This window comes from Verrucosispora sioxanthis (assembly GCF_010560025.1).
GTDB classification, from domain to species: Bacteria; Actinomycetota; Actinomycetes; order Mycobacteriales; family Micromonosporaceae; genus Micromonospora; species Micromonospora palythoicola.
Genome location: NZ_SAIY01000004.1, coordinates 427,405 through 448,676 on the forward strand (window position 1 = coordinate 427,405; position 21,272 = coordinate 448,676).

14 protein-coding genes and 2 pseudogenes are annotated in these 21,272 nt (G+C 72.8%); 5 read left to right on the plus strand and 11 right to left on the minus strand.

The window, feature by feature from the left end; genetic code table 11:
- Positions 1–103 precede the first annotated feature (103 nt).
- From ENC19_RS14745 to ENC19_RS14755, 3 genes are all read left to right on the plus strand, one after another.
- Positions 104–1,084: a helix-turn-helix domain-containing protein gene (locus ENC19_RS14745; protein ID WP_164447747.1), complete on the plus strand. Its 981-nt coding sequence runs from the start codon at positions 104–106 to the stop codon at positions 1,082–1,084.
- Between the two features lie 68 nt (positions 1,085–1,152).
- A complete protein-coding gene (locus tag ENC19_RS14750; RefSeq protein ID WP_164447748.1) occupies positions 1,153–1,389 on the plus strand; it encodes a DUF397 domain-containing protein in 237 nt (78 codons plus the stop codon).
- Between the two features lie 208 nt (positions 1,390–1,597).
- A complete protein-coding gene (locus ENC19_RS14755) occupies positions 1,598–1,870 on the plus strand; it encodes a hypothetical protein (RefSeq protein WP_164447749.1) in 273 nt (90 codons plus the stop codon).
- 136 nt (positions 1,871–2,006) lie between these two features.
- Here ENC19_RS14755 and nudC read toward each other — a convergent pair whose 3' ends face one another.
- The 9 genes and pseudogenes from nudC to ENC19_RS14800 form a co-directional block, all read right to left on the minus strand.
- Positions 2,007–2,960, minus strand: coding sequence for an NAD(+) diphosphatase (gene nudC, locus ENC19_RS14760; protein WP_164447928.1), 954 nt, complete (start codon positions 2,958–2,960; stop codon positions 2,007–2,009).
- Positions 2,961–3,006: 46 nt separating this feature from the next.
- Positions 3,007–4,338 (minus strand): M16 family metallopeptidase, encoded by a 1,332-nt coding sequence (locus tag ENC19_RS14765; RefSeq protein WP_164447929.1) that lies wholly within the window; start codon positions 4,336–4,338, stop codon positions 3,007–3,009.
- A gap of 20 nt (positions 4,339–4,358) precedes the next feature.
- Positions 4,359–5,672, minus strand: coding sequence for a M16 family metallopeptidase (locus ENC19_RS14770; RefSeq protein ID WP_164447750.1), 1,314 nt, complete (start codon positions 5,670–5,672; stop codon positions 4,359–4,361).
- Between the two features lie 97 nt (positions 5,673–5,769).
- Positions 5,770–5,952 carry a hypothetical protein gene (locus ENC19_RS14775; RefSeq protein WP_164447751.1) on the minus strand — a complete coding sequence of 61 codons (183 nt, stop codon included), beginning with the start codon at positions 5,950–5,952 and terminating at the stop codon, positions 5,770–5,772.
- Between the two features lie 268 nt (positions 5,953–6,220).
- On the minus strand, positions 6,221–6,424 hold the full coding sequence (locus ENC19_RS14780; protein WP_013735772.1) for a cold-shock protein: 204 nt from the start codon (positions 6,422–6,424) through the stop codon (positions 6,221–6,223).
- 231 nt (positions 6,425–6,655) lie between these two features.
- Positions 6,656–10,018 (minus strand): ATP-dependent helicase, encoded by a 3,363-nt coding sequence (locus ENC19_RS14785; protein WP_164447752.1) that lies wholly within the window; start codon positions 10,016–10,018, stop codon positions 6,656–6,658.
- Positions 10,015–13,254 (minus strand): annotated as a pseudogene (locus ENC19_RS14790) (PD-(D/E)XK nuclease family protein). The gene ENC19_RS14785 and the pseudogene ENC19_RS14790 overlap by 4 nt, the downstream one beginning before the upstream one ends.
- 429 nt (positions 13,255–13,683) lie before the next feature.
- Positions 13,684–14,229: an LOG family protein gene (locus ENC19_RS14795; RefSeq protein WP_164447753.1), complete on the minus strand. Its 546-nt coding sequence runs from the start codon at positions 14,227–14,229 to the stop codon at positions 13,684–13,686.
- A 220-nt stretch (positions 14,230–14,449) separates the two neighbouring features.
- A pseudogene (locus ENC19_RS14800) lies at positions 14,450–15,268 on the minus strand (LOG family protein); the annotation flags it as partial.
- Positions 15,269–15,407: 139 nt separating this feature from the next.
- Here ENC19_RS14800 and ENC19_RS29330 point away from each other — a divergent pair.
- The gene (locus tag ENC19_RS29330; RefSeq protein WP_216592876.1) at positions 15,408–15,560 is read left to right on the plus strand and encodes a hypothetical protein; all 153 of its coding nucleotides are present in this window, start codon (positions 15,408–15,410) and stop codon (positions 15,558–15,560) included.
- A gap of 64 nt (positions 15,561–15,624) precedes the next feature.
- Here the strand turns inward: ENC19_RS29330 and dapE are convergent, their stop codons facing one another.
- Positions 15,625–16,698, minus strand: coding sequence for a succinyl-diaminopimelate desuccinylase (dapE, locus tag ENC19_RS14805; protein ID WP_164447754.1), 1,074 nt, complete (start codon positions 16,696–16,698; stop codon positions 15,625–15,627).
- Between the two features lie 126 nt (positions 16,699–16,824).
- On the opposite strand from dapE, the gene dapD reads away from it, so the two are divergent.
- Complete coding sequence (dapD, locus tag ENC19_RS14810) at positions 16,825–17,784, plus strand: 2,3,4,5-tetrahydropyridine-2,6-dicarboxylate N-succinyltransferase (RefSeq protein WP_164447755.1); 960 nt, start codon at positions 16,825–16,827, stop codon at positions 17,782–17,784.
- A gap of 48 nt (positions 17,785–17,832) precedes the next feature.
- Here dapD and ENC19_RS14815 read toward each other — a convergent pair whose 3' ends face one another.
- Entirely contained in the window at positions 17,833–21,162 is a 3,330-nt protein-coding gene (locus ENC19_RS14815) for a S8 family serine peptidase (protein ID WP_164447756.1), read from the minus strand.
- Between the last annotated feature and the right edge of the window lie 110 nt (positions 21,163–21,272).

Consider the following 21,272-nt stretch of genomic DNA (forward strand, 5'->3'; position numbering starts at 1 on the left):
GCCGGTACCTCCGGCGCCGGTCGCGACGTCCATACTGACCGTGGGGGGCGAATTTCATACAGTTACCGTCGCGTCCGCGGCGGTCGACGGAAAAGAGGACACTGTGCCTCCTGCCGTACCCAGCCCGATCCTGCGCCGCCGTCGGCTCGGCGGCGAACTGCGCCGCCTGCGGGAGGCCGCCGGGCTCACCGGCGACCAGGTCATCGAACGCATCGGCTGGGCTTCCGCGTCCAAACTGTCCCGGCTGGAGAACGGCCGCAGCCGACCCGATCCGGGTGACGTCCGGGATCTGCTCGACCTGTACCACGTCGACGACACCCTCCGGCTGGAGCTGCTCGGCATCACCCATGAGGCCGGCGACATGCGTGGTTGGCTGAAGCGGTACCCGGCGATGACCCAGCAGCAGCGCGGCTTCGCCGAACTGGAGGCGGGTTGCGCCGAGATCTCCGAGTACAACCCGGTGCTGGTGCCGGGGCTGTTGCAGACCACCGGGTACGCGCGGATGCGCATCTCCTCAGCCTGGCAGGTCGACCAGGCCGCCGGTGCGCCAGAGGCCGAGGACGAGATCGAGACCGAGATCAGGGCCCGGTTGGCGCGTCAGTCGGCGCTCACCCGGGAGACCGACCCGCCCCGCTACACGGCGGTGCTCGAGGAGTCCGCGCTCGGCCGCCGAGCCGGGCCGCCCGAGGTGCTGCGGGAGCAGCTGACGCAGCTCTGCGAGCTGGCCATGCTGCCGAATGTCACGCTGCACGTGCTGCCCCGGGACACTCCGATCGGCCAGTGGTACCTCCCGCCGACCGCGTTCTCGGTCTATCGGTTCGCCGATCCCCTCGATCCGGAGACGCTCGCCATCGAAGGTGGCTTCACCGACGTCATGTCGACCGAGGTAATCACCCTAAATCGCTATAAAGTGGTGTTCGAGTGGCTATGCACGGCGGCACTCTCCGCAACGGACACCCTCTCCTGGCTGATGGATGCGTCGGGACGGCTGTCCGGCGCGGCGATCCCGCCCACCGTGGCGGGTGGTCCGGCAACGGCGCCGACCCAACGCCGCAGATCCTCCGGGCGCCTGACGGAACGGTGACCAGCACCGGCCCGCCGTCGGGACGTGCGGTGCCACTCGGTCCATCGGTTCACCTCAGGAGCGCAACGATGAACGAGTTCCGCAACACGCCGTCCGTCCTCGCCCAACTCGCGGACGCACCCTGGCGCACGAGTACCCGCAGCCAGACCTCCAACTGCGTGGAGGTCGCGCCGCTTTCCCACGGTCCCGCCGCAGTGGCGCTACGCGACAGCAAGGACCGGAGCGGCCCGGTGCTGCTGTTCGGCCGGGCGGGATGGCAGGGCTTCATCTCCGGTGCGAGTAACGGGCAGTTCGAGAAGCCCTAGCACGCGGACATCCCGCGGGGCCGCCGGCAGCAGCCGGCGGCCCCGTCATCGTCTGTCCCACCGACGCTGAGCAGGGATCGGATGATCGGTCGGGTCTGCCGACCGATGGGCGCGTTTCACTTGCTGGGACGAGCACCGGGCGTACGATGGCGCATAGTGACGTGGAACTTCCACGCTTCCACCCGTCGCGACACATCCGGAGACCCACATGCGGTTCCTGATCGTTCGCACCGACATCCGCGCCGCCGCCGACGCCGACATCACCGCCGCCTGGGCGGACGGTCAGCGCCTGCGGGACGAGACCGCCCGGCCCGAACCACGCCGCCAGGTCGTCCACGCCGACGACCGCGACGCCGCACTGCTGCTGGCCCGCGCGCTCGCCACCGTGGGCTCCGTCCGCTCCGGCAAGCAACGGGTCAAGGTGCTGCCGCTGGACGACCCACGCCACCACCGGGCAGTCGCGGACTGGCCCGGCACCTGATCCACCGCACGTCCGTCGTGGTCGACCGGCTCCCCCGCCGAGTTCCTCACCCAGCCGACCACGACGGCCCGTGTCCCCGGTCCGTGACCGCCGCGGCAACGACGGTCACGGACCGGGCCGCACCGCGCCAGGCCGATCAGCAGCGTTCGTCGAGCCAGCGATGCACCAGGAACAGCGCGATCGACGAGGGCGGTGGCAGCAACAGGCGGGCGTCACCCACCTCGACCGGCCGGCCGACGAGCGCCGCCTCGATCTCCTGCCGGGAGAACCAGCGCGCCTCGGCGATCTCGGCCGGATCGAGCCGCAGCGGATGCGCCGGGTCCGCGATGGCCAGGAAGCCGAGCATCAGCGAGCCGGGGAACGGCCACGCCTGGCTGCCCGCGTACGTGATGTCGCGGACCTCGACGCCGACCTCCTCGCGGACCTCGCGCAGTACCGCGGCCTCGGCCGACTCCCCGGGCTCCAGGTAACCGGCCAGGCAGGAAAACCGCCGTCCGCCCGTCGTGGTGGGCCAGGTGGCGTTGTTGCCGAGCAGGCACCGGCCCTCGCCGCCACCGACCCCGTCGTGCACGAGCACGATCATCGCCGGGTCGGTACGCGGCCACACCCGCTCACCGGTACGGTCCACCCGGCTCCAGCCCGCCTCGTCGGCCCGGGTCGGCTCACCGGTCACCGGGTGGTAGAGATGCCGCAGGTGCCAGTTGGTCAACGCCAGCGCGGTGGTGAACAGTCCAGCGTCCCGGTCGCTGAGCAGGTGCCCGATGCTCCGCAGCTGAGCCGGCCGGGTCTCCGGCACCGTCGGCAGGGTGCCGTGGACACAGAAGACCGCCGTCCCGTCCGGCTCGACGCCGAGGAACATCGCCCCGGCGGCGAGGGCCGGCGGCAGGCCGTCGGCACCCACCAGCACCAACTCCGGCACGGCGGTGTCGGTGCGGACCAGCGCCCGCCCGCCCGCCTCGACGTCCAGCACCAACACCCGCGCACCGGCCCAGGCCTGAGCCAGCCACTGCGGATCGGTACGCCGGTGCGCCACCCGGTCCAGCGTGGACCGGGCCAACGGCGGGCTGCTGTCCCCACGCCCGCTCACCACGGCGCGTGATCCCGGCACCCGGCGACCACCGCGCGACGCACGTCCGTCACGGAACAGGAACGGTCTCGACCTGGGCCAGCGTGGCCAGTGCGGCGGCGATCCGTTCGGCGTCGCCGAGCACGACCGTCACCGCTCGTGACGGCGCGAGATAGCGAGCAGCCGCCTCGGTGACGTCGTCGACGCCCACCTTCGCCAGCCGGGCCGCGTGTTCGGCCAGGAAGTCCAGCCGCAGCCCGTTGCCGGCGTAGGCGCTGACCAGCGACGCCAGCCCGGCCTGAGTGGAGATGCCGAGCTGGAGCGTGCCGAGGGCGTACTGCCGGGCCTGTTCCAGCTCGTCCGGAGCGGGCGGCACGGTGGCCAGCCGACCCAGCTCGTAACTCGTCTCCAGCAACGCCGGCGCGGTCACCTCGGTGGCCACCTCGGCGGCGGCCACCAGTACCGAACCGGCCACCGCGTGCTCGATCAACGAATGCGGACCGTAGGTGTAGCCCTTGTCCTCCCGGATGTTCTCCACCCAGCGCGAGGAGAAGTAACCGCCGAAGATCAGATTGGCCAGTTGCAGGGCGGCGTGGTCGGGATGGGTACGCGGCACCGCCGGCAACGCCACCCGCATCGACGACTGCACCGATCCGGGCCGGTCGACGAGCAGCAGCGGACCCGGTTCCAGCGGTGGGGCGGGCGGCATGTCGGCCGCGTGCCCGGCACCGTTCCAGCCGCCGAGGGCCTTCTCGGCCGCGTCCAACGCCCGCTCCGGGCGCAGGTCGCCGACCAGCACGAGCACCGCGCCCGCCGGATGCACCCGCTGGGCGTGCAGCGACCGCAACGCCGCCGGGCGGACGGCTGCGACCTGCTCCGGCTCCGGTGTCTGCACGGCGTACGGATGGCCGTCGAAGATCCGCCGCAGCAGTGCCGTACGGGCCAGGTGCGCCGGCTGGCTCCGGGCGACCTGGATGCCGTCGACGAGCCGGTTCCGCTCGACGCCCACCCACCCGGCCGGATAGTTGGCCCCGGTGAGGACCTCGGCGAGGATCTCCAGCATCCGGTCCAGCCCGGTGGCCAGGCCGGTGCCGGAGATCATCAGCCGATCCGGGTCGAGCCCGGCGGAGAGCCCGCCGCCGATCTTCTGCAGCTCCGCGGCGATCTGCACGCTGCTCATCGTCTCGGTGCCGGAGAGCAGCGTCTGCGTGAGCAGGTGCCCCCGGGCCAGGTGGGCCCGCCCGAAGGGCATCCAGAGCCGCAGCTCCACCAACGGGACCGCTGGCCGGCGTACCACGATGACGGTGAGTCCGTTGCCGAGGGTGCGCTCGGCCTGCCGGGGCAGCTTGAGCCGGCGGGTCGGACCCAGCGGCGGCAACTGTCGCAACTGCGGGGCTCGCAAACCCGGCTCACTCCTCGCGCTCACCGGGACCCACCTCCGGGGAGGACCTCGACGGACGCGCGGCGCTCCGGGCGCAGGGTGGCCGCGGCGGCCCGGACCTGCTCGTCGGTGACCTCGCCGAGCAGACTGGGCAGTTCGCCGAGCAACCCCGGCTCGCCGCGCTGCTGCTCCAGCACCGCCATCCGCAGCGCCCGGCCGAGCACCGCGTCGGTGTCGCGGAGCAGGTGGGTGGCCATCCGCGCCTGGGTACGCGCCAACTCGCCGTCGCCGAGCCCGTCGTGGGCGAGCCGGTCCAGTTCCTCGTCCAGGGTCCGCAGCACCTTGTCGACGTCGCCACCGGGCGGCAGATGCGCCTGGAGCAGCAGCGCGGTCGGGTCGCGCACGTCGAACGGGTCGCCCATGAAGCCCAGGTAACCACCGACGCTCGTCACCGTGCGGTCCCGACGCACCAGCCGCTCCACCAGCCGCGACGCGTCACCGTCGGTGAGCACCTCGGCCAGCACCACGTACGGCAGGTAGGCGGCGAAGTCGTCGATCGGGTCAGGCACCCGCCACGCCGACGCCACCGCCGGCAGCGGAGCCAACTTGTCGGGGTACGTGGTGCGCCGCTCGACGGTCAGGTCCGGCTCGGCGAAGTCCGGCCGGTCGGGTGCCGGGCGGGCCGGTACGTCACCGAAGTGTCGCTCGATGAGCGTGACCGCCTCGGCGGTGTCGATGTCCCCGCTCACCGCGAGCACCGCGTTGCCGCTGGCGTAGTAGTGCCGGAAGAAGTCGGCGGCGTCGGCGACGGTGGCCGACTCCAGATCGTCGAAGGAGCCGTACCCGTCGTGTGCGTTGGGGAAGGTGTCGAAGAGCACCGGTGGCAGGGTCAGCCAGGGAAACCCGCCGTACGGCCGGTTGAGCACGTTGACCCGGATCTCCTCCTTGACCACGTCGACCTGGTTGCGCAGGTTCTCCTCGGTCAGTCGAGGACCGCGCATCCGATCGGCCTCCAGGAACAGCGCCCGTTCCAGGGCGTTGCTCGGCAGGGTCTCGAAGTAGTCGGTGTAGTCCAGATGGGTGGAGCCGTTGAAGGTGCCGCCGGCGCCCTGCACGTACCGGAAGTGGGCCAGCTTCTCCAGGTTCTCCGAGCCCTGGAACATCAGGTGCTCGAAGAGGTGCGCGAAGCCGGTACGTCCCTCCGGCTCGGAACGGATGCCGACGTCGTAGACGACCGCCACACCGATGACCGGGGCGCTGCGGTCGGGGGTCAGGACGACCCGTAGGCCGTTGTCGAGGGTGAACCGTTCGACCGGATACCTCGTCGCTGGGATTCTCGCTCTGCGGGTCGGCACGGATCCGACCCTAACGTCTCGACACGCCCGCCGGTGCCGGCGGGCGAGGAAGCGCACGCGGGTCGGTCGGCCCGCACCCGCCCGGCGCGCCCGCCCGTCAGCCGGACGCGCTGCCGGTGCGGTCGGTCGGTGCAGGGCCGTGCAGTTCCACCAGGCCGGACGGAGCGGACCCACCCGGGGTGACCGGCCACGGCGCGAACGTCACCGCCGTGGCCAGCAACAGCCCGACCGCCGCCACCGCGATCACCAGGAGCAGCTCACGAGTCGCCGAGCCCACCATGGTCGTCCTCCCCCGCGCGATCAGGGGCCCCCGGCCCTGCCCCGCAGCCAGGGTCGCGGAGCCGGGCGAGGAAGACAGTCACCCACCCGACGGACGACAGGCTGATTACCGACTCAGGGTCGTGGCGCTGGTCGGCGCGCGTCAGAGGAGACGGACCTGAACCATCCGGGCGCGCCGGAACCGGCCCCGCACGGAGAACACGGACGGCCGGGCCGCCACCGGTGCGCAGAGCACGGCGACGACCCGGCCGACACCGGGTGACCGAAGGTCAGAGCGGACGGATGTTCTCCGCCTGCGGGCCCTTCTGGCCCTGCACGACCTCGAACTCCACCCGCTGGTTCTCGTCGAGGCTGCGGTAGCCGGAGGACTGGATTGCCGAGAAGTGGGCGAAGACGTCCGCGCCGCCGCCGTCCGGGGTGATGAAGCCGAAGCCCTTGTCAGCGTTGAACCACTTGACGGTGCCAATAGCCATGCTTGTTTCGTCTCCTTGACGGAACGTCAACTCCGCACCTGTTGCGGAGTTGAAAGAGGAATGTCCCGGACGAACCTGCCCGGAACGCCTGTCGCTGCTGGTCGCCCCGCCCGGAGAAGTCCGGACATAACAAAGAGCGCCTGGGGCCACATTCCGCCAGGCGCAAACAGAGCTGGTAACCGAAACTGCAACGAGGGAACCCTACCACGGATCCGGCGACACGCCAGTGTTTCACGTCGACTCGGGAACCGATCTGATCAACGCGGTCAGTCCCTCGACGTCGAGCAGGTCCGCCGGCCGAACGGTCGCCCCGTCCCGCACGTAGTGGAACGCCGCGCCTACCCGGTCGACGGGCACACCGGCCAGCTCCGCCCAGGCCAACCGGTAGACCGCCAGCTGCACCGCCGCCACCTCGGCGGCGGTGCCCTCCGGCCGCGCGCCGGTCTTCCAGTCGACCACGTCGAAGCGGTCGCCGGGCCGGCGGAACACGGCGTCCATCCGGCCGCGTACCACCACCCCGCCGATCACCGTGGCGAAGGGCACCTCCACCTCGGCCGGGGTGCGGTCCGCCCACTCGCTGGCCAGGAAGCGCCGTTGCAGCTCGGCCAGTTCCTCGTCCGGCGCCGCGTCGGCGTCCGCCGCCCCCGGCAGTTCGTCCGTGTCGAGCAACCGGTCCGCACCGAACCGCTGCTCCAGCCAGGCGTGGAACGCGGTGCCCCGGCGGGCGTACGGGTTGGGCTCGGTCGGCATCGGGCGGCGCAGTGCCCGGGCCAGCCCGGCCGGATCCCGGCGCAACGCGACGAGTTGCGTCACCGACAGCTGCTCGGGCAGCGACACCTCGACCGGGCCGGCGAGCCGGCTCAACTCCGCCCGCTCGGCCAGCAGCAGATCGGCCTCCCGCCGCCACCGGAGCACCTCCGGATCCGCCTCGGCCGGGTCGTCCGGCCGGTCCTCGTCGTCGGCGTCGCCGTCGGTCAGGAAACGGCGGACCAGCGCGGCGGCCTCGGCCAACACCGGACGGCGGGGACCGAGCGGGTCGGCGGGCCACTCGGCCCGCAGTACCACCTCGGTGGTCGGGTTGGCCGCGTCCGGCGCGGGTTCCGGGGTCCACTCGTCGACCAGGTGACCGGGACCGCCGGTCAGGCAGGCGTCGTGCACCTCGCGCAGCAGCGGCGACGGGCCGCGCGGCCGTTTGGTGCCCTCACCCCACCAGTGGCCGGAGCAGAGCAGCAGGCGCCGAGGCCGGGTCACCGCCACGTACGCCAGCCGTCGCTCCTCCCGCTCGTCGTGGGCGCGCCAGGCGTCGGCGAAATCCTCCACCGCCCGGGCCACCCCACGCTGGTCGTCCACCTCGGCCAGGGCCAGCTCGGGCAGCCCGTCGGCGTCGCCACGCAGTGGGAACGGCAGCACGCCCAGGCCGCCGAGCCAGTGGTCCGAGTTGCGGACCGGTCCCGGCCACACGCCACGACTCAGCCCGGCCACCGCCACCACGTCCCACTCCAGTCCCTTGGCGGCGTGGGCGGTGAGGATCTGCACCGCCCCCTCGACCACCTCCACCTCGCCTGGCGCGAGACCGCGCTCCTCGTCCTCGGCGGCGGCGAGATAGGCCAGGAACCCGGCGAGCGTGGCGGCCGGTGACTCGCCGCTGAACCGGGCGGCCACGTCACCCAACGCGTCCAGATGGCCCCGGGCCAGTCCGGCGTCACCCGCACCGTCGCGGCCGGCCCGCACCGCCACCTCCACGTCCAGCCCGGTGGTCCGCTCCACGTCCGCGATGAGTTCCGGCAGGGTCTGGTCCAACCGGTAGCGGAGCAGGCCCAGTTCCCGCGCGTACGCGCGCAGTCGCGCGTAGCCCTCGGCCGAGTACGCCTGCGCCGGCCCCAGGTCGGCGAGCGCCTCCACCAGGGTCGCCTCGTCGAGGCGATCGGGGGTGATCTCCGGAGCGCCGTCGTCGGCGAGCCGGCGACGCGCCGCCGCGATGGCCCGGGCCCGGCGGTGCAGGGCCACCAGGTCCCGTGGCCCGATCCGCCACCGCGCACCGGTCAGCAACCGCAGCAACGCGGCACCGTCGGTCGGATCGGCCAGCACACGCAGGGTGCAGACCACGTCGCGTACCTCGGGAGTGTCCAGCAGGCCACCGAGCCCGACCACCTCGACCGGCAGGCCGCGTTCGCGCAGCGCCGCCGCGATCGCCGGGATCTGGCTGCGCAGCCGGACCAGCACCGCCGTGGTCGGCCGTCGGGTCACCGGGATCTGCTCGGGTAGCACGCCCGGGGTGCCGGCCGCGCCCCGCCAGGCGGCCAGCAGGCTGTCGGCGATCCACTCGGCCTCGTCGGCGTACGTCGGCAGCAGCGCGCAGTGCACCGTGCCGGCGGCGGCTCCACGCGGGCTGCGGTGCGGGATCGGGTCGTCGACGCCGAACGCGGCGTGCAGCTCGGGCACCTGGGCCCCGGCCGCGCGCAGCGGCGTGGCCAGCGCGTTGGCCACCGCCAGGATCTCCGGTCGGTTGCGCCAACTGGTGGTCAACCCGAGCACCCGGGCCGGTGCACCGTCGGCCCGGGCGAACTCGGTCGGGAAACGGTCGAGGGTGCCGGCGCTGGCTCCCCGCCAGCCGTAGATCGACTGGCAGGGATCACCCACCGCGGTCACCGGGTGTCCGCCGCCGAACAACGCCTTGAGCAGCACCACCTGGGCGTGGCTGGTGTCCTGGTACTCGTCGAGCAGCACCACTCGGTAACGGCTGCGCTCGATCTCACCGACGCCGGGATGGTCCCGGGCCACCCGGGCGGCCCGGGCGAGCTGGTCGGCGAAGTCCATCGCCTCGAAATCGTCCTTGCGGCGGGCGTACCCGCGCACCAGCGGCAGCAGCTTCAACCGGGTCTGCTGCAGGGCGAGGGCCTTGCGTACCCCGGCGTAGACCCGCCCCGGACGCGACTGCACGTCGGCGAAGAACCGGCCGGTCCAGGCGGCCAGCTCGTCCGGGTCGACCAGGTGCTCGTCCAACTCGCCGGCGAGCGCCAGGACCGCGTCGGTGACCGTGCTCGGCATCCGGTCCACCTCGGACATGTCCCCGTCGTAGTTACGCACGATCAGGTCGACCAGCTGCCAGCGGGAGGCCTCGGTCAGCAGCCGGGTGGAGGGCTCGTAGCCGGCGCGCAGACCGTGCTCGGTGACGATCCGCCCGGCGTACGAGTGGTAGGTGGCCACGGTCGGTTCGCCGGTGAGCGGGTCGTCGAGCGGGTTGCGCTCCCGGCGACCCAACCGGCGGACCAACTGGTCGAGTCGGACGCGTACCCGGTGCGCCAGCTCACCGGCGGCCTTGCGGGTGAAGGTGAGGCCGAGCACCTGCTCCGGCCGGACGTACGAGTTGGCCACCAACCACACCACCCGGGCGGCCATCGTCTCGGTCTTGCCGGAGCCCGCACCGGCGACCACCAGCAGCGGCTCCACCGGCGCGGCGATGATCGCCGCCTGTTCCCGGGTGGGAGCGGGCAGCCGGAGCAGCTTCGCCAGCTCCACCGGCGTGTACCGGGGGCCCGCGTCGGCGGCCCGGGGCGCCGGCGGGACCGGCTCGAACAGGGTGGGCTGGGTCACGGCTCGACCACCTGCCGACCCTGACCCGACACCGGACAGCTGCTGCGGACCGGACAGACCCGACACTTCGAGTTGGCGACCGCCGCGAAGGTCGCGGCGGCCATGGTTTCGGCGGTGCGACGCACCAGCGCGGTCGCCCAACCGGCCTCGGGCCCGTCGGTGGCGGGTGGCTGGGCCTGCTCGCGGGCGTCCTTCGCGCCGGTGCCGAGCTGCACGAGTGCCGCGCCGCCGGGCTCGTCGCCGAACTCGGCGAACGCGCCGGCCTCCACCGCCGCCTGGTACGCACCCAGTTGCGGGTGCTCGGCCACCTCTCCCTCGGTGACCGCGGTGGACTTGCCGGTCTTGAGGTCGACCACCACCAGCCGGCCGTCCGCGTCGACCTCCAACCGGTCGACCCGGCCGGTCAACTCGACCGGCCGGTGCGGGTCGTCGAGGCGTACCGCGAACTCCTGTTCGATGGCGAGCAACCGGCGCGGGTTGGCGGCCAGCCAGCGCAGCAACTTGTCGACCATCGCCTCGGCGCGGGCCTGCTCCGGACCGACCATCCACCGCGCGGCCAGTTCGATCGCGTCGAAGCGCGCGGCCACGTACTCCAGCAGCGTCTCCCGGTCGGCCTGGGCCTCCTCGGCGAGCATCGCCGCCGCGTGCACCAGGTTGCCGACACCCTGCGCGGTGCTGGCCGGTGCGCTGCCGCCGTGCCGTTCCAGCAGCCACCGCAGGCTGCACCGCAGCGCGCTCTCCATTCCCGACGGGGTCACCCGCACCGGCTCGCCGTCGTCGACAAGCGGTCGGTCGTCGGAGAGCGGGCGCAGCCCCCACCAGTCGTCGGGATGCGCACCGGACACTCCGGCGGCGGCCAGCCGCCGTTCGGCCGCCGCCGCGCGCCGCCGGGCGACCAGCGCCGCCGGATCGACGACCGCGGTACGCAGCTCCGCCACCAGCGCGGGCAGCGTGAGCGCCCGGGGCGGCCGGCGCTCAGCAGCAGCCGGCCCGACCCAGGCGGCCCGATCTCGTGAAGTCCACGGCGGGCCGTCGACGCCTCGTGATCCGGAGGTGGCGTCCGGTGGCCAGGAGTGGCGGCGGACCGGCGGACCCGTCTTTGCATCGCCGGGTCATCAGGCGCATTCGTAAGAAACGTAGGTTGCTCACTCGTGTGGTCGCCGTGAGGCGGAGAGGCGACCGCGCCCGATAACAGCCGCCGCCGGCATAGTCCACCGCGACGTGGAACAACCGCCACGCTCCTCGTCGAGCAACGCCGAGGTCTGCCCGACCACGGTGGCCACCGCCGCGCCGTCCCCTCGGCCGGCCAGCACGTCGACCAGGCGCTCCGAGCCGAGCAGGCTGCCACGCAGCCGCAGATCCGGCCAGACGCCTTCCTGCACCCCGGCCACCGCGACCAGATCCCATTCGAGTCCCTTGGCCGCGTGCGCGGTGAGCAGCCGCACGGCGTCGCCCCGGTCGGCGGTCGGTGCGAGCGTGTCGGCCGGCAGCTCCTGACCGAGCACGTGGTCGAGGAACACCTCGGTACGCGCGCCCGGCAACCGGTCGGTGAACCGGGCGGCGGCGTCGAAGAGAACCAGCGGCGTCCCGTCACCCAGTCGGCCGCCTCGGCCCGGCGACGCGGGCAGGAGATCGCCCTCGCCGGCCCGCTGCCCGCGGGCCCCGGAATCAACGGCCGACCTGTCGGCCAGGCCGCTGGCCCGCCACCTGGCTCAGAGGACCTCCTCCGCGGTGGCGGCGGCCAGTCGGCCGCCTCCCCGGGCCACAGCCCGGCCACTGTCTGTGCCGGTTCCGCCCAACGCGCCGCTCGACTCGGAAAGCTCGTCCCGGTCGCGGAGCGCCTCGATGATCAGCTCCGGAGAGACTCAGAGCGGTCACCCCGCCAGGGCAGGCGCGCACCAGGCCTACCGCCGCAGCCATCTTTCAGCCAGCGGGTGTCGGCACCACCGAGCGGCGGTGAGTGCAACCAACGCCACGACGGCATCACCGCTCCGGCTCCAGCGCGCAACGCAGCGGGCGCAGCGGCATGACCGCCGGTTGCAGGTGCAGCGGCAGATCCCTCGCCATGCACCTGCCACGGTCGCCGGCCTTCGTGCAGCGCCCGACGCAGCCCCGGCAGTTGCCGGGCGGTGGGCGGACCAGCACCTGCCGCCATCCGCGACCACGGCGCCGTCGAGAGGCGGGTGCGCCGCGTAGCGCCGTGCGCCAGCCACCTCTCGGCGCTGGTCGGAGAACGTGCCACCTCCACGGTCCCCGCCGGGCGTCGACGATCATAACCGCCGGTGCCACGCAGCCAGTCCGCGCCGCCGGGCCAGCGCGCGGTGGCGGCCAGCAGCCACCGCTCGCCCGCGCGGTAACTGGTGCTCAGCAACACCTGGGCAGCCAGCGCATGCCGGAAGGCGGGTGCAGGGCCGGCGGGAAATTGCGGAAAGGACGTCACGCCGCGGATCAGCGCCCCGGAAGCACGTCGAGGAGTCGGGGTCGGCGAAGGCGACCGAGCGAACCGCCGTACCGTGTCCAGCAGCTCCAGCTGCGCCGGACCGGTGTCCGGCCAGCGCTCGTCGACAGCAGACGTGCGCCAGCCGGCGTCGGCAGCCAGCAGCTCCGGATCGTCGGCCTGGCATTCCGGTGGCGGCCCAGGACCAATCTCCGCCGGGTCGTAGGCGACCAGCGCGGTTGGCCACGTCGCGCAGGGCCAGCACGGCGACGTACTGCCGGAGGAACCGGGCGGCAGGCCAAACCAGTCGGCGCGGCCGAAGCCGGCGCTCGCCGAGCCGGGCCAGCTCGACCAGGCCCACCCACTCGGCACGCATCGGCAGGTCGCGCGCGGCGCTGGGCGGCGATGCCCCGGGTGCCCAGCGCCGGCCGCGGGTCGTGACCAGCGGCCAGCGGGTCGTCGTCGGAGCTCCCCGTCGGGTTCCGCACCGACGACGTCAAGCAACTCGCGGATGATCAGATCCTGCTCCGGGCCGGTTAGCAGCCGGGGTGACAGCTCGCCGCGCTCGGCGGCAGCCCGCCGCAGCCCGAGGCGTACGCGGGAAAGGTGCGCACCAGCGGCTCGCGCAGCACCCAGCTGACCGGTCGCGGCGATCCGCGCCGATCCGGTGCCGCAGGTCGGCGGCGGCTGGTCAGCACCGCGGATCCGCTCCGGGTCGACTCCCTCGGCGACGCGGGCGGCGACCGCCTCGACGAGGTCAGGTCTTTGCCTGCCGGTGCTGGGCGCCCAGGACGAGCATCCGGACCGGCGGCGGTGTGCGCGACACCTCCGCCTGTCGCGGATCGACCAGCCCGGCGCCGAGGGTGCCTGCCCCGGTGCCGCCCTGACCCGGCGCGACCTGGCCCGACACAACGGCCAGGGCCGCCTGACCCGGCGGGGGCCCGGTGCGGCCTGCGGATGGGCGGCAGCCGGGCGACCCGGCGGACGGGCCGTTCCCCTCGGTCGGCCCGGCGGGCCGACGCACCAACCGGTACGCCTGCATCCCGCCATCCCATCACGGCCCTGCGACACCGCCCGACCCGCCACACCCGGGTCCGGTCAGCACCCGCGCTCGACATGCGGCAAGTCGGGGGCTTGCGCTCGGCGGGAAGGCCCGGTTCGCCGCATCCGGAGCCGATCATCCGCCCACGGACCGCGTCGACGGGGTGCCAGGGCCCGGCCGGGCGGTTCAGGTGAGCTGGGACTCGATGAGGTCGAGGGCAGCGGGGACGGTGTCGACCGACCGGAGCAGATCGAAGCCGGCGGGCTTGAGAAATGTCTGGTCGGTCAGGTCGCGCAGCCAGGCCAGCAGCGGGTCGTAGAAGCCGTCGGTGTCGACAAGCACCATCGGCTTGTGGTGCAGGGCGAGCGTCGCGGTGGTCCACACCTCGAAGAGTTCGTCGAGCGTGCCGAGCCCGCCGGGGAGGGTGAGGAACGCGTCCGACTTCTCGATCATCAGGATCTTCCGGCTGGCCATCGACTCGGTGACCAGCAGTTCATCCGAGGCGAGGTCGGCGACCTCCAGGTCGACAAGCGCCTGCGGGATCACGCCGACCGTGCGGCCTCCCGCAGCGCGTGCGCCGTTGACCAACGCGCCCATCATCCCGACGCAGCCGCCCCCACTGACCAGCGTGTGCCCGCGTCGAGCGATCTCCGCGCCGGTGTCGGCCGCCAGGTCGAGCCAACGCTTGTCGAGCGTGCGGGAGGACGCGCAGAACACGCAGATCGCGGCCACCGGTCAGCGCCCCGCAGGGTCGTCGGTCGCGGCCTGCGCGTCGGCTGCAACCTGCCGCCGGCAGCGGCCGTCCGTTGGCAGCGGCCTGCGCGTCTCCCGGCAGCCTGTCCCGCGGCAGCCCGTCCGTTGGCAGCGGCCTGCGCGTCTCCGGCAACCTGCCGCCCGCCGGCAGCGGCCGTCCGTTGAACGCCCGGTTCTCGACCGGCCCGGTGGTCGGCCCCGCGGCGGCCTGCTGGTCGGCGGCGACCCGGGCGACCGCTTCCTCGCGTACGGCCTCCTGCTCGGCGTTGAGGGCGGCCTCGGCCTCCACGATGTGCCGCACCGCCGCGGCGACGTCGTCGGTGACGCAGATCAGCTCCAGGTCGACCGGGCCGATCTTGCCTTCGGCCGCCATCGTGTCACGCAGCCAGTCGAGCAAGCCCTGCCAGTAGTCCACGCCCATCAGCACCACCGGGAACCGGGTGACCTTCCCGGTCTGTACCAGGGTGAGCGCCTCGAAGAGTTCGTCCATGGTGCCGAACCCGCCGGGCAGCACCACGAACGCCTGGGCGTACTTGACGAACATGGTCTTGCGGGCGAAGAAGTAACGGAAGTCGATGGCCAGGTCGACCCACTCGTTGATGCCCTGCTCGAAGGGCAGTTCGATGCCCAGGCCGACGGAGTGGCCGCCGGCCTCGCTGGCCCCCCGGTTGGCCGCCTCCATCACACCCGGCCCGCCCCCGGTGATCACCGCGTAGCCGGCGCGGGCCAGCGCCGCGCCCAACGCCTCGGCGAGCTGGCACTCGGGGCTGTCCGGCTTGCTACGCGCCGAGCCGAAGACGCTGACCGCGGGCGGGAGGTCGGCGAGGGTGTCGAAGCCCTCCACGAACTCGGAGAGGATGCGCAGCGCCCGCCAGGCGTCCTTCGTCTTCCAGTCGGCCCGCGCCCGGGAATCCAGCAACCGCTGGTCCGCAGTACTACTGGTGATCGATTGGCGACGTAGTGTGACGGCGCCGCGATGCCGCTCCTGTCCTCGTTCGCGCCCGTTGCTCTGGGTCATGGAAGCAACCGTAGTGGAGTCGGACCGGAGAACCCGGCAAACACTTCGTGATCTTGTGCAACCAAATCGCTTTCCCGTACGTCTTACTATTCACATACCGGGTATGCCCCGGCACGCGGACTTCGGGGGAGGAGACAGCGTGATCAGCAACGACGAACGGGTCCGGATCCGCCGGCAGATGCAGCGGCGCATCCGCGACGTGGTGGCCGAGCGCCGCCGCGCCCGGCTGCTCGACAAGCCACCCGAGCCGCCGGCCGATCCCGGTGCCGAGTCCCACCTGACCACCGTCTGACCCCGCACCGAACCGCCGGCCACGCCACCGCTGGTCGCGCCGCCGCCGGCCACGCCGTCGGTGGTCAGGCCGGGGCGAGCCAGCGGTGCAGCGTCGCCGCACCGTCGCGGATCTTGCTGATCTCGACGTGCTCGTCCGGGTGGTGGGCCAGGTTCGGATCACCCGGGCCGAAGTTGAGCGCCGGGATCCCCATCGCCGCGAACCGGGCCACGTCGGTCCAGCCCAGCTTGCCGATGGGTGCGGCACCCACCGCCGCCAGGAACTCCCGCGCCGGCGGGGCCTCCAGGCCCGGCAGCGCACCGGCCGCGCAGTCGGTCACCGTCAGCTCGTAGTCCGCGAAGACCTCGCGCAGGTGCGCCTCGGCCTCGGCCGGCGTACGGTCCGGCGCGAAGCGGTAGTTCACCCCGATCTCGCACCGGTCCGGCACCACGTTGCCGGCGACCCCGCCGTGGATGCGGGTCGCGTTCATGCCCTCCCGGTACTCGCACCCGTCGATGGTCACCCGCCGGGCCTGGTACGTCGACAGTCGGCGGAGCACCTCCCCCGCCCCGTGCACGGCGTTGACCCCGTGCCAGGAACGGGCCGAGTGGGCCCGGACCCCGGTGGTCACCACCACGGCTCGCATGGTGCCCTGGCAGCCGGCCTCGACGATGCCGTACGTCGGCTCCAACAGCAGCGCGAAGTCGGCCTCCAGCCAGTCCGGGTGCGCCTGCGCGACCAGGTGCAGGCCGTTGTACCTCGACTCGATCTCCTCGGCCTCGTAGAAGAAGTACGTCACGTCGTAGCGGGGCTCGGGCAGGGTGGTCGCGAGATGCAGCGCGTAGGCGACCCCGGACTTCATGTCCGAGGTGCCGCAGCCGTACATCAGGTCGCCGCGCAGCGTCGACGGGAAGTTGTTGTTCAGCGGCACGGTGTCCAGGTGGCCGGCGAGCACCACCCGCGAGGCCCGCCCCAGGTCGGTACGGGCCATCACGGTGTTGCCGTGCCGGTAGGTGGTCAGGTGCGGGACCACCCGCAGAACCTCCTCCACGCAGTCGGCGATGGCCTTCTCGTTGAGGGACACGGACTCGATGTCGACCAGCGCGCGGGTCAACGCCACCGGATCGGCGAGGACCTCGGGGGTAAGCGGGTTCTCCATGGTCCGCACGGTACCGTCACAACCGGCGACCGCGAGACGCGAGCCCTTCGGCGAAGCGCGAGGAGTGGGCCGGCGAGCCGCAGTCGCGAGCAGCAGCCAGCCCGCAGGGGAACGAGAGGTGAGTAAGTGACGTCCACACAATCCGCGTGGGGCATCGGCCTGGCCACCGTCACCGCCGAGGACCAGGTGCTCGACACCTGGTACCCGACCGGCAAGCTCGGCCTCGGCGAGCTGCCGCTGGTCGCCGGCGAGGACAAGGCCGACGTGCTGGACCTGCCGCCCGGCGCGATCGGCGACCGGGCCCTGCCGGGTTTGCGTACCGTCCAGGTGGTCACCGTCATCGGCTCGCTCGACGATCCGATCAAGGACGCGCCGGACGCGTACCTGCGGCTGCACCTGCTCTCCCACCGCCTGGTGCGGCCCAACGAGATCAACCTCGACGGCATCTTCGGCAAGCTGGCCAACGTGGCCTGGACCTCCGCCGGGCCGTGCCCACCGGAACGGGTGGACGAGCTGCGGGTCATCGAGCGGGCCGCCGGCCGCCACCTCGGGGTGTACGGGGTGGACAAGTTCCCCCGGATGACCGACTACGTGGTGCCCTCCGGGGTGCGGATCGCCGACGCCGACCGGGTCCGCCTCGGCGCACACCTCGCCTCCGGTACCACCGTCATGCACGAGGGCTTCGTCAACTTCAACGCCGGCACGCTCGGCGCCTCGATGGTCGAGGGGCGCATCGTGCAGGGCGTGGTGGTGGGTGACGGTTCGGACATCGGCGGCGGTGCCTCCATCATGGGCACCCTCTCCGGTGGCGGTACCGACAAGGTACGCATCGGTGAGCGCAGCCTGGTCGGCGCCAACGCCGGTGTCGGCATCTCACTCGGCGACGACTGCGTCGTCGAGGCGGGTTGCTACATCACCGCCGCCTCGAAGATCACTCTCCCGGACGGCCGGGTCGTCAAGGCACGCGAGCTGTCCGGCGTCGACGGGTTGCTGTTCTGGCGCAACTCGGTCTCCGGCGCCCTTGAGGCCCGTCCCCGTACCGGCCGGGGGATCGAGCTGAACGCCGCCCTGCACGCCAACGACTGAGACCCCCGGCGGAGCGGGCCCTGATCGGGCCCGCCCCGCCGGTGCGGGTCACCGCAGGCGGTACGCCTGGATGATCCGCTGGGTGACGGTGTTGCCGTCGGTGTCGCGGGCGGTGGCCCGCAGCGACACGTGGCCGGCACCACGCGGGTGCTGCACGGTGGCCGCCCAGCCCTTGCCGACCTTGCGCAGCTTGGCGCGCTGCCAGCGCTTGCCGCCGTCGTAGGAGACCTCGACGGTCAACGACGCCGTCTTCGCCGCCGGCGCACCGGGCTGGCGCTGCACCGCCACCGGTATCACGAAGGACCGGCCGGCCGGGGCCGCGTTCCGCTCGTCCAGTCGCGGCGCGAACCGGATCGCGGCGGCGGGCAGCCGGACCGGGTCGTCGCCCCGCACGTGCCGGGACCGGAAGGTCCAGGCGGTGGCGACCTCGGTGCTCAGGTCGGAGACGCTGCGCTTCGCCGACATCTCCAGCCGGTACCTGGCGGGCCCGGCAGGCACCTCGAACTGGCCCCAGCCGGGTTCCTCGGACTCACCCACCAGTTTGCCGTCGCGGTACAGGGCGGTACGTCCGGCGTCCGTGAGCGAACTACCCAGGTGTCCGGCCGCGTCGCTGTACAGCGGCACGGACAGAGTGATCAGGTCACCCTGCCGGGTCAGGCCGTCTTCCGGCCAGCGCGGCACCGGGAACGACGGTCCGTGGGGCGCACCGTTCCAGACCTCCCGGTAGGTCCGCCCGGCCCGGTACGCCGTCGGTTCCAAGAAGAGCACGGCCACCGGTTCCAGCCACGGCACGTCATCGCTGCGCGTGCCGAACCACAGCTCGGTGCTCCAGCGCACCGCCCTGGTGTTGTAGTACTCGACCCGCTGGCCCGGCACCGTGGTAGGCAGCCCGACCGCCCATCCACCCAGGTCGGGCTCGAACAGGGCGAAGGACATCCGCTCGGCGAGGGTGCCCGGGTAGCCGTCCCGGAACGTCTGCTTGACGGTGGCCAGGTCACTGCCGCGGTAGTGCCGGATGAACCCGGTGGGCATCCGGCCCGGCACCATCTCGGCGAGGGCGTAGAGATACCGGCTGCTGGCCGCCTCCAGGTCCGCGAACTGGCTGGAGACGATGGTGGAGAAGTGGTCCGCCGCGGTCCGCCCGCCGATCTGCCCGGTGAAGATGCCGTCGAAGTCGTCGGCGAGCGCGCCGAACCCGGCCGAACCCTCGTCGAGCAGGAAGTACGCGTCCACGGCGACCAGCGCCGGCGTCGCCGACCGGTCCGGCACGGTCATCCGCACCGGTCCCGCCGTACGCGCGTCGACGACCATCTCGGCGTCCGACTCCACCACCAGTTCCGGCTGGGCCATCAGCACCAGTTCCTCGCTCGCCTCGTCGAACAGGAAACTGGCCAGCCCGTAGCGCCCCTTGGGCACCCGCACGTCAGCGGTGCCGTCCGGGTCGGCCACGAAGATGTCGGTGAAGTCGTCCAACCCGAGCAGGAAGGTCGCGTAGTCGTCCGGCACGGCACCCTCGCGGCTCAGGTGTCGCACGGTCAACGTGTAGCTCTCCACCTCCTTGTGCACCGCCAGCGGGGTGACCGCCACCAGGTCGCCGGCGCGGGCGACCACCCGGCCGGTGTAGTGGCCGTCCGGGCTGTCGACGCTGGTGTCGACCGTGACCGTGGCAGACGCGGTGCCACCGGCCGGCACCTGGACCTGCCGGGTGCCGAGCGTGAACACCCCGGCCGGCGCGGGTTCCCCGTCCGGGCCGGTGGCCTCGATGCCGAGCTCCAGGGTGAGCGGTGCCGCTCCCGTGTTGCGCCAGGTCACCTGGCGCTGGATCGGCTCGTCGTCGTCGTGCGGCCACAGCGTCCGGCCGAACGAGACGCTGGCCGGCTCGCTGACCACCGACTGGGTGATGGCTCGCGCCAGATCCACCCGGCCGGCGCCCTGCTGGTACGCGGTCAGCTCGGGATGCGGCCGGGCCGAGGCCATCAGGGTGGCCTTGAGCCGCTGGGCCGTCGCGTCGGTGTGCTGCTGGGCGAGCAGCGCCGCCGCACCGGCGACGTGAGGTGCGGACATCGAGGTGCCCGAGAGCGAGACGTACTGCTCGCCGACCGGTTCACCGAGCTGCGTGCCCTGCCCCCGGGCAGCCACGATGTCCACTCCCGGCGCGGTGATGTCCGGCTTGAGAGCGTCGTCACCGACCCGGGGGCCCTGGCTGGAGAAATCGGCGAGCTGGTCGTCACGGTCGACCGCGCCGACGGCGAGCGCGGCGTCGGCGCTGGCCGGCGAGCCGACCGTGCCGGTCCCTCCGGCGTTGCCGGCGGAGATCACGAAGAGGGCGCCCGTCTGCTCGGTAAGCGTGTTCACCGCCTCTTCCAGCGGATCCACCTCCGGGGTGTCCGTCCCGCCCAGGCTGAGGTTGACCACGTCGGCCTCGGCCTCGGTGGCGGCCCACTGCATGCCGGCCAGGATCGCCGACTCGGTGCACCCGTACTCCTCGCAGACCTTGCCGGAGAGCAGGGTCGCATCGGGTGCCACACCCCGGTTCCGGCCCTCCGAGGCGGCACCGCTGCCCGCGATGATCGAGGCGACGTGGGTGCCGTGCCCGACGATGTCGCCCGGGTTCGCCTCCTCGGTGAAGTTCCTCGACTCGGCGACCCGGCCGGTGAGGTCGGGATGCGCGGCGTCGACCCCACTGTCGAGCACCGCGACGCGTACCCCCTGACCGGTGAAGCCGGCCTGGTGGGCGGCGGGCGCCCCGATCTGCGGCACGCTGTGTTCCAGCGTCAGCTGCCGTCGGCCGTCGAGCCAGATCCGCTCGACACCCCCCGCCGCGTCGAACCGGGCGCCACCGGCACCGGCGACCGTGGCCCAGAGCTGGCCCACCCGCTGCTTGTCCGCGGTGGCCGCGACGCCACCGATGGCCGTCAGGTCGCGGGTGACGGTCACCCCGTCGGGTGCGCCGGCCCGCCGGGCGGTCGCCCCGTAGGTCATGAGCAGGGGCAGGTCGTCGCGGTGCGCGTCGTCGTACCCGGCGGCGATCAACCCGGCCACGTCGAAGAGCCGGCGGTCGACCCGTCCGTCGCGGATCAACGGCAGGGCGTCCTGCGGCAGCACCCAAAGGTGGTTCCGCTGCCGCTGGGTGAGGAAACGGATGCCTTCGCGGCCCTCGGCCGGGCGTACGCTCGCCCCGGTCGCGGTGACCGTGACCTGGTCACCGGTGACCAGAGTGACGGTTGCCGAGGTGCGGCCGTTGTCCGGCCGGCCGGTCGGCGCGGGGGTCGGTGGGGCCGCTGTCGGCGCCGCCGGTGCGGCCGTGGCCGCCGCCGGTAGGCCAAGCACCAGACCCAGCACGAGTCCGGTGGCGGACAGTTTGCTCCTTTGTCGCAACTGAATCCTCCTCTGGAGCGTCTACATCGATGTAGGACACATCGACATCCATCAGGGTTGCATACCGAGTATGCAAAAGGGAGTCAAGAATTCGACGAAGTTGAGTCCTC

What these genes read in the sequence shown, in the direction of transcription:
- ENC19_RS14775 (WP_164447751.1), bottom strand. Translation starts at nt 5,952, where the DNA reads ATGGTGGGCTCGGCGACTCGTGAGCTGCTCCTGGTGATCGCGGTGGCG.
- ENC19_RS14755 (WP_164447749.1), top strand. Translation starts at nt 1,598, where the DNA reads ATGCGGTTCCTGATCGTTCGCACCGACATCCGCGCCGCCGCCGACGCC.
- ENC19_RS14750 (WP_164447748.1), top strand. Translation starts at nt 1,153, where the DNA reads ATGAACGAGTTCCGCAACACGCCGTCCGTCCTCGCCCAACTCGCGGAC.
- dapE (WP_164447754.1), bottom strand. Translation starts at nt 16,698, where the DNA reads ATGGAGAACCCGCTTACCCCCGAGGTCCTCGCCGATCCGGTGGCGTTG.
- ENC19_RS14780 (WP_013735772.1), bottom strand. Translation starts at nt 6,424, where the DNA reads ATGGCTATTGGCACCGTCAAGTGGTTCAACGCTGACAAGGGCTTCGGC.